Origin of the sequence: Peribacillus sp. S4 (assembly GCF_046715815.1) — a bacterium.
Lineage (GTDB): Bacteria > Bacillota > Bacilli > Bacillales > DSM-1321 > Peribacillus > Peribacillus frigoritolerans.
Map to the genome: position 1 here is coordinate 5024665 of NZ_CP175708.1, position 19872 is coordinate 5044536.

At 42.8% G+C, this 19872-nt stretch carries 18 protein-coding genes and 1 riboswitch; of the genes, 6 read left to right on the plus strand and 12 right to left on the minus strand.

Annotated features, from left to right (window positions below):
* Positions 1–8: 8 nt before the first annotated feature.
* The 6 genes from ACJ9PY_RS24105 to ACJ9PY_RS24130 all read right to left on the minus strand — a co-directional run bounded on the left by ACJ9PY_RS24105 (position 9) and on the right by ACJ9PY_RS24130 (position 6074).
* Positions 9–1661: a glycerol-3-phosphate dehydrogenase/oxidase gene (locus tag ACJ9PY_RS24105; protein ID WP_411739167.1), complete on the minus strand. Its 1653-nt coding sequence runs from the start codon at positions 1659–1661 to the stop codon at positions 9–11.
* A gap of 14 nt (positions 1662–1675) precedes the next feature.
* Positions 1676–1960, minus strand: a complete 285-nt coding sequence (locus ACJ9PY_RS24110) for a hypothetical protein (protein WP_411739168.1) — start codon at positions 1958–1960, stop codon at positions 1676–1678.
* Positions 1961–2273: 313 nt separating this feature from the next.
* Complete coding sequence (gene glpK / locus ACJ9PY_RS24115; protein ID WP_057277979.1) at positions 2274–3764, minus strand: glycerol kinase GlpK; 1491 nt, start codon at positions 3762–3764, stop codon at positions 2274–2276.
* A gap of 21 nt (positions 3765–3785) precedes the next feature.
* Positions 3786–4610: an MIP/aquaporin family protein gene (locus tag ACJ9PY_RS24120; RefSeq protein WP_057277980.1), complete on the minus strand. Its 825-nt coding sequence runs from the start codon at positions 4608–4610 to the stop codon at positions 3786–3788.
* 227 nt (positions 4611–4837) lie between these two features.
* The gene (locus ACJ9PY_RS24125; protein ID WP_063574821.1) at positions 4838–5386 is read right to left on the minus strand and encodes a glycerol-3-phosphate responsive antiterminator; all 549 of its coding nucleotides are present in this window, start codon (positions 5384–5386) and stop codon (positions 4838–4840) included.
* 166 nt (positions 5387–5552) lie between these two features.
* Positions 5553–6074 carry a hypothetical protein gene (locus ACJ9PY_RS24130; protein ID WP_411739169.1) on the minus strand — a complete coding sequence of 174 codons (522 nt, stop codon included), beginning with the start codon at positions 6072–6074 and terminating at the stop codon, positions 5553–5555.
* A 53-nt stretch (positions 6075–6127) separates the two neighbouring features.
* A riboswitch (SAM riboswitch) is annotated at positions 6128–6229 on the plus strand.
* 307 nt (positions 6230–6536) lie between these two features.
* On the opposite strand from ACJ9PY_RS24130, the gene ACJ9PY_RS24135 reads away from it, so the two are divergent.
* Positions 6537–7640, plus strand: coding sequence for a 5-methyltetrahydropteroyltriglutamate--homocysteine S-methyltransferase (locus ACJ9PY_RS24135; protein ID WP_095679894.1), 1104 nt, complete (start codon positions 6537–6539; stop codon positions 7638–7640).
* A 144-nt stretch (positions 7641–7784) separates the two neighbouring features.
* On the opposite strand, the gene ACJ9PY_RS24140 is transcribed toward ACJ9PY_RS24135, so the two are convergent.
* The 3 genes from ACJ9PY_RS24140 to ACJ9PY_RS24150 form a co-directional block, all read right to left on the minus strand.
* Complete coding sequence (locus ACJ9PY_RS24140; RefSeq protein ID WP_411739170.1) at positions 7785–8315, minus strand: hypothetical protein; 531 nt, start codon at positions 8313–8315, stop codon at positions 7785–7787.
* 255 nt (positions 8316–8570) lie between these two features.
* Entirely contained in the window at positions 8571–9671 is a 1101-nt protein-coding gene (locus ACJ9PY_RS24145; RefSeq protein WP_411739171.1) for a CaiB/BaiF CoA transferase family protein, read from the minus strand.
* A 242-nt stretch (positions 9672–9913) separates the two neighbouring features.
* Positions 9914–11395 carry an amino acid permease gene (locus tag ACJ9PY_RS24150; RefSeq protein WP_141242767.1) on the minus strand — a complete coding sequence of 494 codons (1482 nt, stop codon included), beginning with the start codon at positions 11393–11395 and terminating at the stop codon, positions 9914–9916.
* A 442-nt stretch (positions 11396–11837) separates the two neighbouring features.
* Here ACJ9PY_RS24150 and ACJ9PY_RS24155 point away from each other — a divergent pair, with 442 nt between their 5' ends.
* Together ACJ9PY_RS24155 and ACJ9PY_RS24160 are read left to right on the plus strand one after the other, a co-directional pair.
* Positions 11838–13463: a M4 family metallopeptidase gene (locus ACJ9PY_RS24155; RefSeq protein ID WP_411739172.1), complete on the plus strand. Its 1626-nt coding sequence runs from the start codon at positions 11838–11840 to the stop codon at positions 13461–13463.
* A gap of 283 nt (positions 13464–13746) precedes the next feature.
* Positions 13747–14148 carry an SET domain-containing protein gene (locus tag ACJ9PY_RS24160; RefSeq protein WP_034310428.1) on the plus strand — a complete coding sequence of 134 codons (402 nt, stop codon included), beginning with the start codon at positions 13747–13749 and terminating at the stop codon, positions 14146–14148.
* A 524-nt stretch (positions 14149–14672) separates the two neighbouring features.
* On the opposite strand, the gene ACJ9PY_RS24165 is transcribed toward ACJ9PY_RS24160, so the two are convergent.
* Both ACJ9PY_RS24165 and nagZ read right to left on the minus strand, forming a co-directional pair.
* Complete coding sequence (locus tag ACJ9PY_RS24165; protein ID WP_034310424.1) at positions 14673–14861, minus strand: hypothetical protein; 189 nt, start codon at positions 14859–14861, stop codon at positions 14673–14675.
* A 90-nt stretch (positions 14862–14951) separates the two neighbouring features.
* Positions 14952–16187 carry a beta-N-acetylhexosaminidase gene (gene nagZ, locus ACJ9PY_RS24170; protein WP_411739173.1) on the minus strand — a complete coding sequence of 412 codons (1236 nt, stop codon included), beginning with the start codon at positions 16185–16187 and terminating at the stop codon, positions 14952–14954.
* A 165-nt stretch (positions 16188–16352) separates the two neighbouring features.
* Here nagZ and ACJ9PY_RS24175 point away from each other — a divergent pair, with 165 nt between their 5' ends.
* The gene (locus tag ACJ9PY_RS24175) at positions 16353–16706 is read left to right on the plus strand and encodes a hypothetical protein (protein ID WP_063574813.1); all 354 of its coding nucleotides are present in this window, start codon (positions 16353–16355) and stop codon (positions 16704–16706) included.
* A 282-nt stretch (positions 16707–16988) separates the two neighbouring features.
* Here the strand turns inward: ACJ9PY_RS24175 and ACJ9PY_RS24180 are convergent, their stop codons facing one another.
* A complete protein-coding gene (locus tag ACJ9PY_RS24180; protein WP_034310422.1) occupies positions 16989–17771 on the minus strand; it encodes a TrmB family transcriptional regulator in 783 nt (260 codons plus the stop codon).
* Between the two features lie 214 nt (positions 17772–17985).
* On the opposite strand from ACJ9PY_RS24180, the gene ACJ9PY_RS24185 reads away from it, so the two are divergent.
* Positions 17986–18756 (plus strand): TSUP family transporter, encoded by a 771-nt coding sequence (locus tag ACJ9PY_RS24185; protein ID WP_411739174.1) that lies wholly within the window; start codon positions 17986–17988, stop codon positions 18754–18756.
* Between the two features lie 107 nt (positions 18757–18863).
* Positions 18864–19802 carry an oxidoreductase gene (locus ACJ9PY_RS24190; RefSeq protein WP_411739175.1) on the plus strand — a complete coding sequence of 313 codons (939 nt, stop codon included), beginning with the start codon at positions 18864–18866 and terminating at the stop codon, positions 19800–19802.
* Positions 19803–19872: the final 70 nt, after the last annotated feature.

The window sequence follows — 19872 nt, forward strand, 5'->3', positions numbered from 1 at the left end:
CATATGAATCAAGATACTTTAATCGCACTCAATATTTCCTGTTCCAATTGATTGGTTCTCTCCATTTTAGTTGATTCCGTCCATCCAAAATATCCAGCCATATAATCGATCACTGCATGTTTATGCGTTTGGACTAAATCGATATCGAATAACAGTGTCCCCGTCCGGCGGAAAAAGAAATCCACTGGGGTTGCGGCCATTTCATGATCAACTGCGTATTTCAGCTGTACGAACAATTTCTTTGGAAGACCGCTGTTCGCTCCCCCGTCTCCTTCGTTTTTGGCGATATCGAATAGTACAGGTGCGTTGGACCCGTACATGGCCAATATCTCTTTGGCGTCCTTTGCAGCGAGCCCTGAGTCAACTCCCATTTGAACATGTTGCTTGATATAATCGGAGAAGTTTCTTGATCCCCCGACATCCCCTCCGGAAATCGGCATGCCTTTCGTGCTGCTGGCTGGATAAGTTTTATTGGATTGCTGGGCTAGCTTCCCTGACAAAAGGTCGACCGTCGTTTTTGCCATTTTGCGATAACCGGTCAATTTCCCACCAGCAATCGTGATAAGGCCAGAATCGGACTCCCAGATTTCATCTTTCCTAGATATCTCAGAAGGATCTTTCCCTTCTTCAAGAATCAACGGCCTTACCCCAGCCCAGCTGGATTCGATATCATCATCCGTAATGTTCACTTCTGGAAACATATAATGTATGGACTTTAATAGATAGGCACGGTCTTCGGAAGTAACGGTCGGCACTGCAGGATCACCATCATAAAAAGTATCCGTAGTCCCTACATAAGCTTTACCTGCTCTCGGGATGGCAAAAATCATCCGGCCATCAGGCGTATCAAAATAAAGCGCCTGCTTCAACGGGAATCTCGATTGGTCGATGACCACGTGCACACCCTTGGATAACTTCAGCGTTTTCCCATTTTTCGATTGGTCCTTCTCACGAATGGAATCCACCCACGGACCTGCTGCATTAATAACTTTGTCTGCGTATATTTCATAAGCATCACCTGAAAGCAAATCGGCCACTTGGACTCCGTTCACCTTACCGTTTTCATATAACAATTTATCTACTTTTGTATAATTTATCGGTGTTGCACCTTTATCGACAGCCGCCTTCATGACTTCAATCGTAAGACGTGCATCATCTGTCCGATATTCAACATAGTAGCCTCCGCCCTTCAGTCCCTCTTTCTTAACGAGAGGCTCCCGTTTTAATGTTTCATCTGCCGAAAGCATTTTCCTGCGTTCAGATTTTTTAACCCCTGCAAGGAAATCATAGACCCGAAGCCCAATCGAAGTACTGAATTTCCCGAAGGTGCCTCCTTTATGCATCGGTAACAGCATCCATTCCGGCGTGGTCACATGCGGTCCATTCTCATATACGATTTCTCGCTCTTTACCAACCTCGGCAACCATTTTTATTTCAAATTGCTTCAAATACCGCAATCCGCCATGAACAAGTTTTGTCGAGCGGCTTGAAGTACCAGCAGCAAAATCCTGCATTTCAACCAAAGCCACTTTCATCCCACGGGTCGTTGCATCCAGAGCGATCCCTGCACCGGTAATTCCCCCACCAATGACAACCACATCAAATTTCTCTTTTTTCAGAGTTTCGACCGTTTCTTCCCGATATATATTTGAAAACCTCATGCCTGACTCCTCCTTTAAGTATTGCATTCTATTGTTTTTTGTATGAATTGGCGCTGTCCACTCGTGAATTCTGCACTTTTACTCATGAATTCGCGCGGTTTACTCGTGAATTTACACGATTTACTCGTGAATTCACACGGTTTACTCGTGAATTCTGCACTTTTACTCTGAATTCTGCGTTCACTCGCGAATTCGCTCCATTTACTCGTGAATTTACACGGTTTACTCATGAATTCGCGCGGTTTACTCGTGAATTCTCCACTTTTAATCGTGAATTCTACGTTTACTCGTGAATTCACACAATTTACTCGTGAATTCGCTCCATTTACTCGTGAATTTACACGGTTTACTCGTGAATTCTCACGGTTTACTCGTGAATTCTGCGTTTACCGTGAATTCGGTCATTATATTCAATTGGTTCATTTGTTCGCATAAGTTATATAGATATTAATATCCCTAATCTGCCGTTAAAAACAAAAAAAGAGACCATAAATGCACATTATCGAATTAACGATAACGCATTCATGGTCTCTCCTGTTCTCCGGCCGAGTTATTAACTTGATTTCATTATAGCATACTCCAGCTCATTTGAGAAAGAATTCATGTTGTTTTTTATTTAAATGCCATAGCGGCATGTACGGCTTTCTTCCAGCCTTCATATAATTTTTCACTTTCTTGCTCTTCCATGGATGGTTCAAAGGTTTTGTCCACCGCCCATTGCCGGGAGATTTCTTCTTGATCCTTCCAATACCCGACAGCAAGGCCGGCTAGGTATGCAGCACCTAATGCAGTAGTTTCGTTTATGGTCGGCCTCTCGACGGGCACACGTAATAAGTCGCCCTGGAATTGCATCAAGAAGTCATTCTTGACTGCCCCGCCATCCACTCTTAATGTTTGTAGCTCGATTCCTGAATCCGCCTCCATTGCATCAAGGACATCCTTCGTTTGATACGCAAGTGATTCAAGTGTGGCGCGAATGAAATGTTCTTTTGATGTGCCGCGCGTCAAACCAAAAACGGCTCCCCGCACTTCGCTGTCCCAATATGGAGTTCCAAGTCCTACGAAAGCTGGTACCACATATACTCCATCCGTACTTTCCACCCGTTTTGCATAGTCCTCACTGTCCTTGGCATCATGCAGCATCCGCAGGCCATCGCGCAGCCATTGGATGGCGGAGCCAGCTACGAATATACTGCCTTCCAGTGCATATTCGACCTTCCCATTCAAGCCCCAAGCAAGGGTCGTCAATAGTCCGTGTTCGGAGCTGACAGCCTTGGTTCCTGTATTCATGAGCATGAAACAGCCTGTTCCATACGTATTTTTAGCCATTCCTTCATTAAAGCAGGCTTGGCCGAATAATGCTGCCTGCTGATCACCGGCTGCCCCGGCGATCGGAATCGATTGGCCGAAGAAATGATATTCGATCGTACGTGCATATTCCTCAGAGGAAGGCCTCACTTCCGGCAGCATCGACTTTGGTACAGTCAATATCTCAAGCAGTTCTTCATCCCATTTCAGTTCATGGATATTGTACATCAATGTCCGGGATGCATTGGAATAGTCCGTTACATGAGCCTTGCCTCCTGATAGCTTCCAGATCAGCCAAGTATCGATGGTACCGAATAACAGCTTGCCTTCATCCGCCTTTTGCCGTGCCCCTTCCACATTATCGAGGATCCACTTCACTTTCGTTCCGGAAAAATAGGCATCTATCAACAATCCCGTTTTATCCCGGAATAAATCATTAAGTCCCTTTTCCTTCAACTCATCACAGATTCCACTTGTTTGCCTGGACTGCCATACAATCGCATTATAGACAGGCGTACCTGTTTCCTTATCCCAAACGACTGCCGTTTCACGCTGGTTGGTGATCCCGATACCGGCAATTTGCTCTGGCTTTACACTGGATTCAGATAGTACACCGGCGATCACCGCCAGGATCGACCCCCAAATCTCATTGGCGTTATGCTCAACCCAGCCTGGTTTAGGGAAATGCTGTGTGAATTCCTTTTGGGAGGAATGGACGATTTCCCCCTTTTCATTAAATAAAATCGCCCTCGAACTTGTTGTTCCTTGATCTAATGATAAAATGTATTTTTCCATTGTGTATGCCCCTCCTTTTAATTAACTAGCGATATTTCTGCTATCCAATTCATGTGACTGTTTTTTACCAAAAGCATAGGCTACTATCAATAGTACCAGGCTTGCACCCATAACAGACCAAAATCCTGCCGTTATTTCCCCCATGAAGAATGCTTTATAACAAACGGCACCAAGTGAACCCCCTACAATCGGTCCAATGACCGGAATCCATGAATAGCCCCAGTTGGAATTTCCTTTACCAGGTATCGGCAGCAAAAAGTGAGCGATGCGCGGCCCCAGGTCGCGGGCCGGGTTAATGGCGTATCCTGTTGTTCCCCCAAGTGACATCCCGATCACGACAATCAATAACCCGACTGCGAATGGGTTTAGACCCTCTGTAAAATTATTGGCCCCTATAAATAATAGACCAAGAATAAGGATGAAAGTTCCAATCATCTCACTTAATAGATTTGAAAATGTGTGCGGGATTGCAGGTGAAGTCGCGAATACACCAAGCTTCGCCCCTGGATCATCCGTAGCTTTCCAGTGTGGCAAATAGTGCAGGAATACTAGAGTTGCGCCGAGTATCGCGCCAATCATCTGGGCAACGATGTAACCGGGCACATCACTCCATGGAAATTCTCCAATAATGGCAAAACCTACTGTGACCGCCGGGTTTAAATGCGCCCCGCTTATGGAACCCACTGCAAAAACACCCATGGTAACCGCCAATCCCCACGCAATCGTGATAACGATCCAGCCGGCATCTTTTGCATAAGAACCCTTTAAGGATGAACCTGCCCCAATACCTGCTCCGAATAAAACTAAAATCATCGTGCCTAACACTTCTCCCCAAAATGGAGTCATGATAAAACCCCTCCCCTGATAATTTTTTAAACCTTGCCAACAAATAAAAGGAGATCCACAGCAGAACTATATTCATAAAAAAAATTATGAATAGATCTGTTGTGAATCTCCTAGTCTCCGTCACATATATTAACTTGTACTGTAAAATATACTAGGTTATGAAAACGCTGTCAATATTTTGTGAAAAATTAATCTATTATTCTGTAATTTTTTTCAATTTTTCCCTATTAGACGATATCCCATAATTCAGTTTTTGAAGTGGTGATTGACGAGGCGCCGGCATCAAGGGCATTCAGGACTTCATCCGAAGTACGTATGAGGCCGCCTGCAAAAATCGGTGTCTGCAATCGTTCCTTCACTTCTTTTATCATCCATGGCATGGCGCCCGGCAATACTTCGATATAATCCGGCTTGGTTTTCTGCACCAGCTTATAACTTTTCTCAAGCGCATGTGAGTCTATTAAAAAGATTCGCTGGATGGCAATGACCCCCTTTTGCTTCGCCTTCAATATAACGCTTGATTTAGTCGAAATCAGCCCATAGGGGTTATATTCCTGACAAATGAATTCTGTCGCGTACTCATCACTTCTTATGCCATGGATCAAATCGACATGATAAATCATTTTCTTATTATGCTGCTTTGCCATCATACTTACATTTTTCAATTGTGAGATATGCAAATCAAGAAACACACCTATTTCATAGGAACTTTCTAGAAATCTTTCAAAATCCTTCATGCTTGCTGAAGCAGGCAAAATCTTCTGATCCATCATCATCCTCCTCATTCCCAGAAAAACTCAAAACTTCAAGTCATTTAGTATATTTTAAAGAACTTGATTTATCAAACACATTTTTTCATGAACCATGTAACCTTAACACTATCATACCTTTCACACCCTTTATAGATTGCGGCAAAGGATATATGTAAAATATCCCCTTGAATCATAAAGAGAGTTTCATTTTCAATGCACCTTCGACGAGTTCATACGATTTAATTGTGCCAATTGGAATTTTTCTCACGATGCTCCAAGCATTAACATTCATTTTGATCGTTCTTTTTTCATATTCAAAAAATGGCGGTCTGTTAAATATCCTTTTGTTGATGAAATCCCTGTCAATTGGTTCCATTTCGACTAATTCAAATGAAATCGTTCTTTTTTCCACATGAACCGGTTTTAATGTAATCCGGAAAGCTACGTTTTTCTTAAACAGCATTTTTTTCACTTCCATCGTTCCGGAAAGCACAATATGCTTTGGCGTAATTTCGACTTTAATATCCTGATCAGATGATTTCATTTTTATGATTCTCTCTATCATGGCTTCAGTTACCGTAATCGGTATGCCATTTTTGAATGGACTCATCCTTGCATTCCCTCCCCACTCAAAGCATATGCCGGATTCCCTGATGCCGTTAACATTCCAGCCCGGATAATAAACGGTATATTCGAAATATTCCAGCTCCACCCCTTGACCTTCATAAAAACTACCTGTATAGTCATAGTTAATTTAATAGACAACTCTTATCCAGAGAGGTGGAGGGACTGGCCCTTTGATGCCTCAGCAACAGACCGATCTTGTACTGTGCTAATTCCAGAAGTGTAAAAACTTGAAGATAAGAAGAGTATATAGCTTTGTTGCCAACACCTCTTCTTATTTTTAAGAAGAGGTTTTTTATTTTGGCTGTTTTCACATACTTTGTTGCTATTTACCAGGTAGTGGGTTGTGGTTGATTTCCCCTCAAGATGCTCGCTTTCCGCGGGGCGGGCGGTGAGCCTCCTCGGCGTAAACGCCTGTGGGGTCTCACCTCTCCCGCTGCTCCCGCAGGAGTCTCGCACTTCCGCTCCAATCAACCTTAAATAGTTTCGTTTAAAAACAACAATCTTTACGAAAAGAGCCTATATTTTTAAAAGGAAAGAAGGAATCAACATGTCAATCACATTAACGAAAGCACCATTCAGGGCGGACCACGTCGGAAGTTTATTAAGACCGGAACGTTTACATATTGCCAGGAAGGACTTTAAGGAAGGTACCATTTCAGCTGAGAGGCTTCGTGAAATTGAAACTGAAGAAATCAATCGGATCGTCGATAAACAAATCGAAGTTGGTTTAGAGGCCGTTACGGACGGTGAATTCAGACGAACATGGTGGCACTTTGACTTCCTCGAACATTTAAATGGCATCGAGGGATATGTAACTGAAAAAGGCCTCACATTCGATGGTGTCGAAACAGAGAGATATAATGTTCGCAATACCGGGAAGGTTTCATTCAACCCTGAACATCCCTTCATTCGTGATTTCATTGAATTGAACAAAATCGTGAACGGACGTGCCGTTGCCAAGCAAACAATCCCCAGTCCGAATCAATTATTTGCTGCAGGCATTCATAATGAAGACGTCTACCCTGATATTGAAGACTATGCAAATGATATCATCAACGCCTATCAGCATGCTTTGAAAGCCTTTTATGAAGCAGGTGTGCGTTATCTTCAATTGGATGATGTATATATTGCCAGACTTTCAGCTCCGGATTTCCAGTTCAAAGATGGAAAATATACGAGGGAACAATTAATTGATCTTGCACTTCGGGTCATTAACGGAGCATTGGAAGGCAAACCAGAAGACCTTATCGTCACTACCCATCTATGTCGCGGAAACTACCAGTCGACATGGGCGTTTGAAGGAAGCTATGCCCGTATCGCCCCAACTTTATTGGCAAAAGAAAAAGTGGATGGATTCTTCTTGGAATATGATGATCAACGCTCAGGGGATTTCAAACCATTGGAATACATTCCAAATGGCGGTGCACGGGTCGTACTGGGTGCCGTCACTTCAAAAAATGGAGAAATCGAGGACAAGGAAGCTGTTAAGGCACGCATTAAAGAAGCATCGCACTTCGTTCCGCTCGAACAATTATGCTTAAGCCCTCAATGCGGCTTCGCCTCCACCCATCACGGCAACAAGCTAACCGAAGCACAGCAATGGGAAAAGCTGAAATTCGTCGTTGATATAGCAAAAGAAGTATGGGAATGATTATTTTACGGAGACTTTAAAACTTATTTACGGGATTCAAACAACCTAATCGGCTTCAATATAAGCGTGCCGATTAGGTTTATTCTTATAACCCTAAAACTGAAAGCAAACAAAAAAAAGAACGACCATCTGGACGTTCCCTTTTTACTTGCAGCTATCATCCTCCTCCTCCTCCATTTTCTTCACGAATATATCATCCGTCACCCTATCTTCCAGCTTGTTCCTCAAGGCCAATTCCGCAGCCTTCCCATCACTAGGCGATCCGTCCGAGAAATACATCGGAAACAAGGAGAAAAACATAACGTAGAAAGAAAAATAGATGAATTGATACCAGATCACCGAGCTGTCCAGGATATTCTGATACACTAAGCTATATATGATCAGCATGCTGACTAAATTAAAGATAGCCCCCCCTAAATATATCAGCGTATTCGTCAATCGATTATCATGTTTCAATCCCTTGAACTCGCAAGTCCCATTCCAAAAATAATATTTCCTCACCTCTATGTTCCGAAAGGCGAAAAGTTTATTGCCACAACCGATCAAGATTTTCTTTTCTGATCCCCCAAAGAGCGTAACAAAGAAAATATGCCCGCTCAAATGTATCAGCGTAACGATCGGCATGATCAAAAAAAAGGAAAATAGAAATTTAATGATATCAGAGAGACCAAACATATTTAACTAACCCCCTCCTTACCAGGATGCTACTCTGATACCCTGCCCACACTGGTTATAACTAGTAAATTTTCACAGTGGTAATATGTTGCTTTCCACAAATGATAAGAGGATAATTATTCTCCTTCCGCTTCACTTCGACCTTCGAACTTCGAACGATCATATCGACCCTCCCCCTGCTTTTTCCGGCATTCAAAAAAAACAGGCTATCACCTTCCAAAAAACTCGGAAAAGCGATAGCCTTTACATCTTTATTTAGCGATTGGGGGTGCGAAGGATTTCTGCGTTGTTTTGTCCTGGCTCCAAGCCTGCATGTTTATATCCAGGGGTGAAAACCGATGTTTTGATCGGGCAGGCGATTTGCCTCTGGACATTCCCTTTTCCGTCAGGAACCTCGACGATCATTCCCCTCTCCTTCAATTGGGGATGCTCGGCCGCTTCGGTGAAAGTCAGCACTGGTTCTGCGCAGGCCTCGAATTCAGCGAATAACTCCTGCCATTCATGAAAATCTCTTTCAAGGAAAGCCAGCCGGACGGCCGTTTTAAACCTGATTCCGCTTTCTTCATCGCTTTTCATGCTCAGCTCATATAATTCGGGTGCACCGATCGCTTCACATAATGCTTTTCGAAAAGGGGGCTCAAGGCTGCCTACCGAAAAATAGCGTCCATCTTTCGTTTCGTAAAAGTCATAAAAAGACCCTCCGTTCAGCATCAGTTTTTCTGGTTCAAGTTCAAGGCCACCTTGTAAATTCAGAGGTGCGGATATGGCATTCAAGGCAAAACTGCAGTCGGTCATGCTGATGTCGATGGCTTGGCCGAATCCTGTTCTTTCCCTGTGAATGACTGCAGATAATATTCCGATGACAGCATGCAATGAGCCTCCGGCAAGATCTGCTATTTGGGTTCCGTTTTTTGCCGGACCGTCCTTTTTCGTACCGGAATAGCCTGATAAGCCTGCTATCGAAATATAATTGATATCATGTCCCGGCCGTTCTTTATAGGGACCAGTCTGGCCATAGCCCGTGATGGAACAGTAAATCAGCTTCGGGTTGATCGATTTTAATGCCCCATACCCCAGTCCCAGACGTTCCATGACACCTGGACGGAATTGTTCAATGACGATATCGTATTCCGTCACTAGGTTTCTTACGGATTCGATAGACTCGGATTGTTTTAAATCCAGTGTGATCGACTTCTTCGATCTGTTAAGATATTGATTCACACCCCATGAATCCTTTGTCCCCGGCCTCTCCACCTTCAAAACATCCGCTCCTAAATCCGCTAGCATCAAAGTGGCAAATGGGCCTGGCAGTAACGTTGAAAAGTCCAATACTTTTAAATGAGTCAATAAGGTCATCAGCTGTGCACCTTCCCTTTCCCTTTAAAATAGTAAAAGCCCTCCAGTCGTTCCGTACATGCAATTTAGCCGAGTTTACGATTATCATATAACACCCCCCATAACATTTGTATAAATTTCCATTTAATAAAAATAAAAAGCCAGGAATCAGCTTCCTGGCTTTTGATAATGAGCCTATAGAAAACAAGGAAAAGCCGGACAATATAAAACATATTGTCCGGCTTTTTTTACTTTAAGCTTGTTCAGTCATATTTTTTGTCAAAGTCAAATTCGACTTCATCAAGTTTAACGAATTTAGTTTTTCTTATAAATTTATAGCCAAGCCATAGACCAAGGAAAAGCGGAATCCCCAAGTATGCAGCTACAACACTGCCCCAATCGATATGGTCTGAGAAAAAGGCTTGGATATTTTGGGACAGGATGACGATCATGCCGATTAAAATGGCAAAGATCGGTCCGATTGGGAACCATAATGCCTTATATGGCAGCTTCTCCAATGAATGGCCTTGAGCGATGAACGCTTTCCGGAAACGGTAATGGCTGATGGAAATTCCGAGCCAAAAGATGAATCCTGTAATTCCGATGGCATTCATTAACCAAATATACACTTTACCATCGCCGAATATGGAGGCTAAAAAGGCCAGCATGCCGATGGAGCATGTCAAAATCATACCTGCAACCGGTACGCCGCGTTTATTAAGTTTTGCAAAAATGCGCGGTGCTTGCCCATCTTTTGCCATTGAGTATAACATACGCGTTGAAGCATATAGACTTGAGTTACCTGCAGATAATACCGCTGTTAAAATGACGGCATTCATAAGCGAAGCGGCAAAGGCGACTCCAGCTTTTTCAAAAATGAGCGTGAATGGACTTACCATGACGTTATCACCTTGCAAACTCGAGTTCGTATAAGGGATAAGCAGTCCAATTACGAAGATTGCCAATACGTAAAAGAGCAAGATCCTCCAGAAGACACTTTTAATGGCCTTCGGTATATTCCGTGCAGGATCTTCACTTTCCCCGGCAGCCACACCGACAATTTCGGTACCTTGAAAAGAAAAGCCAGCCGCTATGAAAACGATGAAGACACCCATGAACCCGCCCGGGAAAGGAGCGTCATCGACGGTGAAGTTTTTAAAGCCTACCGCTTCGCCGCCCATAATGCCGACGATCATTAGCAGCCCGACGATAATAAAAATAACGATGGCGGTTACTTTTATGAAGGAAAACCAGTACTCCCCTTCACCATATCCTTTAACGGATAAATAGTTCAATAGGAAAATGAGCACCAAGAATGATGAACTCCATAACAATGATGGACTATTCGGAAACCAGAATTTCATGATCATTGTCGAGGCTGCCAACTCTGCGGCTATCGTCATCGACCAATTGAACCAATACGTCCATCCCAAGGCAAAACCAAATGCCGGATCGACGAATTTCGATCCATAGGTACTGAAAGAGCCGCTTGTCGGCATAAAGGCTGCCAATTCCCCTAAGCTCGTCATCACGAAGTACACCATTGCCCCAACTAAGGCATAAGCAAGTAATGCCCCGCCTGGCCCAGCTGTATGAATGGCTGCACCGCTGCTGAGGAACAGCCCGGTACCAATAGCCCCGCCAATGGAAATCATCGTTAAATGGCGGGATTTCAAACCGCGCTTTAACCCTTGTTCTTCTTGCTTTGGAGGATGCAAGATGTCATTTTCTTGTTTTGGTATCATAATTTTTCATCCCTTTCTATATAAGCGCTTTCATATATGGGGAAATCATTTAATAAATTTTCCTATTTCATAGACTCTCAAATAGACCTAATTTACAATTCGAATTCCTTTTCTGAATATATGCAATTTTCATGCCAAATTTACAAAGCGCAATATTCAACAGATTATCCAAAAAAATGCCTTCAATAGACAAATTTCTTTGCACTTTACGCCATGGTTTTTTGCACATTATGCCATGGTTTTTTGCACATTTATTCATTTGGTTTAATTTAAATACATTCCAAATATTACTAAAAGAATATATTCAAAGAATATTTCTATTAAAATCCATTTTTCTCCATTTTATTCCTTTAAATGTCATATTTTTCGCAAGTTTTCTCCATTTGATAATAATTATGAAACGATGTAAAAATGAGGTATTCTCATGAAGGAGTTGAGTGTTATGAAAGGTAAGGTATTTTTAGGAACTGCACTATCAATCGGTCTATTATTTTCTGCTATTCCCCATCAAGAAGCTTTGGCGGCAAAAAATGTGTTAAGTGTTGAAAAGTACAATAAGCATAGGGATTCGCTAGAATACAAGTCTGGGAAGCTTACGGACCCCTCAAAGCAAACGGCAGAAGATATCATTCTTACCTTTTTTGATGAGAACAAAAAGTCTTACAAGCTAGAAAAGCAAAAGGCGAAGGACTCCTTCACGATCGAGAAAGAAAGCAAGGATGAACTGGGCAATACCGTCCTTAAATTGCAACAAACCTATAAAGGCGTACCAGTATGGAATTCCACACAAGCCGTATTGATTGACGCTAAAGGTGTATTGACCGTCGTGTCCGGTACGGTTGAAGCCAATCTAAACACGAAATTAGGGAAAAAGGCTAAAAAAGGCATCAGTGAATCCCAAGCTATCAAAATAGCTGAAGCGGATCTGGGGTTCACACCTGCCTACGAGCAATCACCTGAATCTGACCTGTATGTATACGCAAATGAAGGCAAGGCCGATTATGTATATAAAGTCAATTTGAAATTCTTAAGTCCGGAACCAGGAAATCATCATTATTTCATTTCAGTCAAAACGGGTAAAATCCTGAATAAATATAATACATTGGATGAAGTGACGGGGACCAACTCCGTCGGAACGGGCACTGGCGTCTTAAACAATACGGTGTCGCTGAACACTACCTTATCCAACGGTCAATACTACTTACAAGACAATACACGCGGTAAAGGCATCTACACGTATAACGCCAATAACCGTTCAAGATTGCCTGGTACACTCTTTTCCAACACAACAAATGCTTTTACTGCTTCTGCCGATAAAGCTGCGGTGGATGCCCATTATTATGCGGGTAAAACCTATGATTATTACAAATCCACATTTGGCCGGAACTCCTATGATGGTAATGGAACCATCCTGAAATCAACCGTCCATTATGGCTCAAGATACAATAATGCTTTTTGGGATGGCACCCAAATGGTTTACGGTGATGGAGATGGCACGACGTTCATCCCATTGTCCGGCGGGCTCGATGTCGTTGCGCATGAATTGACGCATGCCGTCACTTCCTCGGAATCGAACCTTACCTATCAATATGAATCCGGTGCTTTGAATGAAGCGATATCTGATATTTTTGGCACTGTCGTAGAATTTAAGAATCAAAGTGCCAAAGCCGATTATTTGGTCGGGGAAGATATTTACACACCTAACATTTCCGGTGATGCACTCCGCTCGATGGCTAATCCAACATTGAATGGTGACCCTGACCATTATTCGAACCGTTATACAGGAACGGGTGATAATGGCGGAGTCCACACGAACAGCGGAATCATTAATAAGGCAGCTTATTTAATCTCTGCAGGCGGAACCCACCATGGCGTGAGTGTATCCGGAATCGGCATCGATAAACTAGGAACCATCTTTTATCGGGCAAACACAACATATTTAACTTCGTCGTCTACTTTTTCACAAGCCAGAGCGGCCGTCATACAATCGGCCTCTGATTTATACGGCTCAAGCAGTGCAGAAGTCACGGCTGTCAAAAATGCCTTTACTGCTGTCGGTGTGAATTAACAGATTTACCTATATATCAAACACCTCCCTAGCTTCCCTGCTAGCGGAGGTGTTTTTATCTTATGTATTGGTCTACCTTCCGAGGATCATTTCGGCCGTTCGTTCCCTTTTTTCGTCCTTCATGTGAAGAATTCCGTCCTACGGTACAGGTAGATCCTTACTAAAAACAAACTGAGTAGTATACTAAAAATGATTAATTCCGTAAAATAGTTGCTTTTCTTCTTATTAACTGTCAAGCTTAGATGATCTGGACTATATTGAATAGAACAAGTAGGTGACGAACATGATTGAAGTTAAGACTTCCACACTCAGTGATGGCGAGTTCAATAGAGGCGTATTCGCAACACGAGATATTAAAAAAGGTGAGCTTTTGCATGAGGCACCTGTCATTGCATATCCGAACGAGGAGCATGTTTTCATTGAGAAGACATTACTGGCTGATTATGCGTTTGAATATGGAATTAACCATACTGCCATGCTTTTAGGCTATGGCATGCTGTTTAATCATTCTTATACACCCAACGCTACGTATGACATAAACTTCAAGAATCATACGTTTGATTTCTTTGCTTACACCGACATAAAAGCAGGAGAAGAAATCCTGATTAATTATAATGGTGAAGTCGATAATGAGGATCCGCTTTGGTTCAATAAAGAAAATGACGGCGAAGATGAAGCTGAATGATCATTGATCCCTCATGAAAGCACTTGTACTTTTGAATGCCTGTCCATGGTCTTCGAAAGAAACGAGTGCTTTTCCTTTTACCGGCATGATGAATTCACTAAACCATAAAAAAAGCCCCATTAAGATTAACTTAATGGAGATAGTTTTTTGAAGACGATTGAATAAAAATAAATTTGCTACACTCTTGCCGAATGACTGGTTAGCCGAAACCGCTTGCTTTGATTAGGCTTGGCAGACAATCGGGCGGAAGCAGCAGATTTGAGGGTTAGTAATATGATTTCCACTCCAGGCACTCGCTTTCCGCGGGCGGTCCGGGAGCCTCCTCGGCGCCTTTGCGCCTGTGGGGTCTCCCCTGGACTCGCTTTTCCCGCAGGAGTCTCGTACCTTCCGTTCCATTCAACTTTTCATTTAAAGTAAGGTGAAACCCTCATTTACAAATCCGCGACACTCCTGAAAAAACTGGTTCTTCTCTAATTTGTCCACAGTTTGACCCCATTAAGAATTACTAATGGGGTCAATTCACCTTAACGTACGGATGGGTTACTTGATTTTGTTTTGGTTATTGATTGGAATTGGCTCTTCACCTTATCAATGGTTTCTGGTGTGGCTAGGGATCTTATTTGACTCATGGTTTTTTCACGGGTTTTCTTATTGCGCATTAAAAATGCGGCTGCTCCTATCAGGACGGTTCCAAGCATTTTGTTTGATGGCATGTTAGTTTCCTCCTTCAAGTTAGTCCTATATAGTATTCCCTCTATCAGCTGATTTAAACAAAAGCACCTTTTTGAGAGAGCGGTTTCGCTTTATTCATCCTCGCTCAGGCTTTCGATGAACTTTATGCTTTCGGGATTTTTCACGACTTTTTCCGCTTGATCAGGGTCAGCTTTCGTTTGCTTCATGTTGTTAAGTTTATATGTCAACACTCTTTTTACTGACTCGTTAATTCTATCCATTGGAACTTCCCCTGCTTTTACTGATTGCAGTAAACCGTTATATACCTCAAGCTCATGGGAATATTCATGACAGACGAGTAATAAGTCAGCTCCTGCAAGGATTGCCTGCTTCCCCATCTCATCATAGGAGAAGTACTTGTTCACGGCTCCCATTTCCAAATCGTCGGTAACGACAAGTCCTTCATATTTGAGTTTCCCCCGAAGCAGGTCTTCTATGATGATTTTAGAAAGGCTTGCTGGTTTTTCTTTATCATAGGCTGGATATTTAATGTGGGTCACCATCACGAAAAACTTTTGGTTATCCATTTCACTTATGATTTGCTTGAAGGGATAGATATCCGAATTTTCCAGATCCAGTTGGTTGGCCTCCACGGATGAAGTTTCGACATGCGGATCGATTTCGCTGCGTCCGTTGCCGGGAAAGTGCTTCAATGCACCCGTTATCGATACATCATTCAAGCCTTGAATGGCTTTCTTCCCGTATTGATAGACCTTTTCCGGATCTTGCCCCAATGAACGTTTATCCGTTTTTGATAGATCAAGTACAGGGGCAAAATTAATGTTAATCCCCATGGAGCCCAGTTCTGTCCCATTCAACCTAGCCACCTTGTACATGTCTTCAATAGAGGCTTTTTTCCCAAGATCCTGTTGCGCAGGGAGGGGCGATACCCTTTCCTTCATCCTGATGATGTCCCCGCCTTCCTGATCGATGGCCACCATCAACGGAAGCGAATGTGCACTTTGATTGGCCGTTTGCTGAAGCGAGTTGGATAACCGGGCCACTTGTTTAGGTGATTTCATATTGCGGTCAAAATAGATGACACCTCCTATATGTTTTTGTTCGATGAGCTCCGTAATTTCATCGCTCTTTTCAGTCCCCCTGAAACCGACCATCATAAGCTGTCCGATTTTTTCTTCAAGCGTCATTTTATTCAGCAATTTCTCTATTCTTTCATGATTATCCGCATCGTCGTCCTCCCCTTTTTCCGCTCTGGAATTGACATCCATATTCAACTGAATGAACACGGCTGAAAAAGCGAGGATTGCGATGAAAAGCAGGCCCATAAATATTTTTTTATTCCTCATGCTTTGACCTTCTGTCCTTTCTTGATTGCCCTTTTATATTTGTTGCACACTTCTTAATCATGTTCATAAAGTGACGATTCTATATCATCATTGCCGATTTTTTTGCATAAACCATTAGCCGCGTATAATACTACATACATAGCCTAATTCAAAGGAGATGCACCCATGAACGGAATCTTGAAGAACATTGCCGGCACTTTCAGTCATGCAGTCGATTATGCAAAAGAAAAAATAACAGCCATTACAGGAACAACTTCTGTTACGATAGCGGAATTGAGTGAGCACATCATCAATCAGCCCGAAACAAAACTAATCAGGAAAGACCTTTTAGGGATACCTTTTTCTTTTTATCATTTACAAATAGAAGACGTTACGTACTATTTGGAAATGAAAAGCTCACAGGTTCTCCAGTTGGACGTTCAAGCGCATAATCATACGATTGTGTCTTACAGGTCTTATCGAGATAAATCCAGCTTGCCCACAGCCATCAGATTTCCTAAAACCCTTTTAGCCGAATGAAAAATAAAGGCTGTTTTCGCATACTTTGTTGCTATTTAACAAGTAGTGCGGTGTGGTTGATTTCCCCTCCAGATGCACGCTTTCCGCGGGGCGGGCGGTGAGCCTCCTCGGCGTAAACGCCTGTGGGGTCTCACCTGTCCCGCTAATCCCGCAGGAGTCTCGCACTTCCGCTCCAATCAACCTTAAATAGTTTCGTTTTAAAAATAACAATCTTTTCGAAAAGAGCCAAAATAAAAAAGCTGATATCCCCTGCATGTGGGGTTATCAGCTTTTTTTCAAATCTTATAGGGAGAAAAAACGGTCTCTTTCACTTGAAATCCATTTCTCGGCATCTTCTTCATCCTTTTTAACCAAGCGGTTAACGAGGATATCATGCCAAATGTAATTTTCCAGAAAATTGATATGAATGGGATCATCTGTGTAGAACGCCGTTTCTCTCGTTTCGGGCGAAGGGCCGTAAATCGTCTCCTTGCCATCAATGGATAAGATGAACCATTTGTTTTCCCCGATATTTTCCACATAGCTTGTTTGGCGATGTATATCTATACCTGATAATGGGTTTTCAACCTGAAATGCAATCCCCTTGAGCGTGCAATGCGCAGCGGCCCCTATTAGCTCTTGTTCAAGTTTTCCATACATCTCGTCCCATAGGGAAACCACCACCCTTTTCTCGGCTTTTTGAATCAAGGTACGGCAGAAGGATAGGATGTGCCCTTCACCTTTAAGCGTCATTACACGATTGTCGGACATCGGTTCGTTTTTCTCGAATTGCTTTAATGTATGGCTGATGGATTGATAGGTATTGTTCCATTTTGATTGAACCGATTCCAAAAAAACATCGACTGGCAGCGGTGAATATTTTATCGAGTCATTGATTTCCTCTTTTAAGACGATTCCTTCTTCTTGCAGTCCATTTAATATTTCATAGATGCGGGCCCTTGGAATTCCTGACTCCTTGCTTACTTGATAGGCACTGGTTGGGCCTTGGCGAACCAAAGAAACATAAGCCTTTGCTTCATATTGACTAAACCCGAGAGACTGTAGTTTTTGAATGATATCTTGCATAGTACCTCCTAGTGCTTTGGTAAGTTATATGCCTATCATACCAAATCTCTTATCGAAATCTATTCGATTTCAAACAGTATGGCTCAAATATTCTTATTTACAGAATGGTTCTTATTAGTTACTATCTAAATAGTGACTAATATGAACGCATGGATTATGGCTCCAGCAAAACAAGCATTTCAGCCATAATGCCATCGATACGGAGGCTTCTTGGATGGAAGATATACAAATTTCGACACTTTTGCTGCTGATGTTTTTCGGATTTTTGGCAGCATTCATTGATTCCGTGGTCGGCGGCGGCGGCCTGATTTCGATACCCGCTTTATTATTTTCAGGACTTTCCCCGTCAGCAGCGATCGCTACGAATAAGTTAGCAAGTTCCATGGGGTCTTTAACAAGCACCATTGCCTTCATTCGCTCAGGTAAGGTTGATTTCAAATTGGTTTCAAAACTTTTCCCATTGATTTTCACAGGTTCCCTGCTAGGAGCCTGGGTTGTCAATTTCGTCTCGCCTGAATTATTAAAGCCAATGATCTTGGTTCTATTAATAGCTATTGCCATTTATACCTTTTTTAAAAAGGACTGGGGCCAGAAATCGACTTACCATACACTCACATGGCTAAAGGCTGCACTATTTGCGTTCGCCATATTTGCCATTGGTTTTTATGATGGCTTTTTGGGCGCTGGAACGGGATCCTTCATCTTGTTTGCCTTTTTAATGATTGGCTTTGATTTTTTGCACTCTGCAGGAAATGCCAAATTTTTGAACTTCGGAAGTAATTTGGCGGCACTGATCATGTTCATATTCCTTGATACCGTCAACTTTTCCTACGGAATTCCAATGGGGATCTCCATGATAGCAGGAGCGTTGGCCGGTTCTAAATTTGCCATTAAAAAAGGAGTGGCATATGTAAGAGTATTATTTATCATCGTGACCGTCATTTTGATCGTGAAAAATATAATGGATTACTTAATGGGCGGCTAATCTTTTTAAAAAATAGACGACAGCACACTGTTCTCCGCACAGAATGTGACATATAGGGATTATTTGGGTATATGATAGGTAAAGACTGTGTGGAAAGGTGTGATTGGATGATTGAAAAGTGGAATGGCGAAGAAATGGCAGATGTATCGGGGCAAACCATTGTGATTACTGGTGCAAATAGCGGGCTTGGCTTCGAAACGGCTTTTGCATTGGCCGGTAAGGGGGCAGAGGTCATCCTTGCAGTCCGGAATGCTTCAAAGGGTGAAAAGGCGGTCGATAGAATCTTATCGGTCCATCCACAGGCAAATGTACGTGTGATGGAGCTGGATTTAAGTGATTTGAGCAGCATTCGGCATTTTGCCGCTTCCTTTCAGGAAAACTATGAATCTCTCTCCGTCCTCATCAATAACGCAGGTGTGATGATTCCGCCCTACAGTAGGACGAAGGATGGCTTCGAGCTGCAATTCGGCAGCAATCACCTCGGTCATTTTGCTTTGACAGGCCTCCTTCTTCCGTGTATCCTTTCTACGCCAAAATCACGTGTGGTCACATTGAGCAGCTTGGCCGCCATCAATGGATATATAGACTTCGAAAATCTACATGGTGAAAACGGTTATAAACCAATGAAATACTATGGGCAAAGCAAGCTGGCCAATCTACTCTTCGCCCGCGAATTACAGAATAAATTCAACCAGCATGGCGCAACCCCGATCAGTGTTGCCTGTCATCCGGGCCTTTCCCATACTAATCTCATGTCCCGCGGTTCCGGCAAACCCATAAATAAATTCGTGCACTTTCTTTCCAAAACCATCACCCAGCCGGCAAGTATGGGAGCATTGCCTACCCTTTATGCCGCAACGGAACCTTCATTGACAGGCGGGGAGTATATCGGACCCGATGGAAAGAAGGGCAGAAAAGGCTTTCCCAGAAAAGACGAGGTCATCGATACCTTATATAATGAAGAAACTTCGAAAAGATTATGGGATATTTCAGAAACCTTGACAGGGGTCAAATATCATTTCACTGAAAGCATGACGCCAAAATGACTTTATATTTCTCTGTCTTCGCTCATGAACAGAGCAAAAAGAAAGAGGGAGCATAATGCCCCCTCTTTTC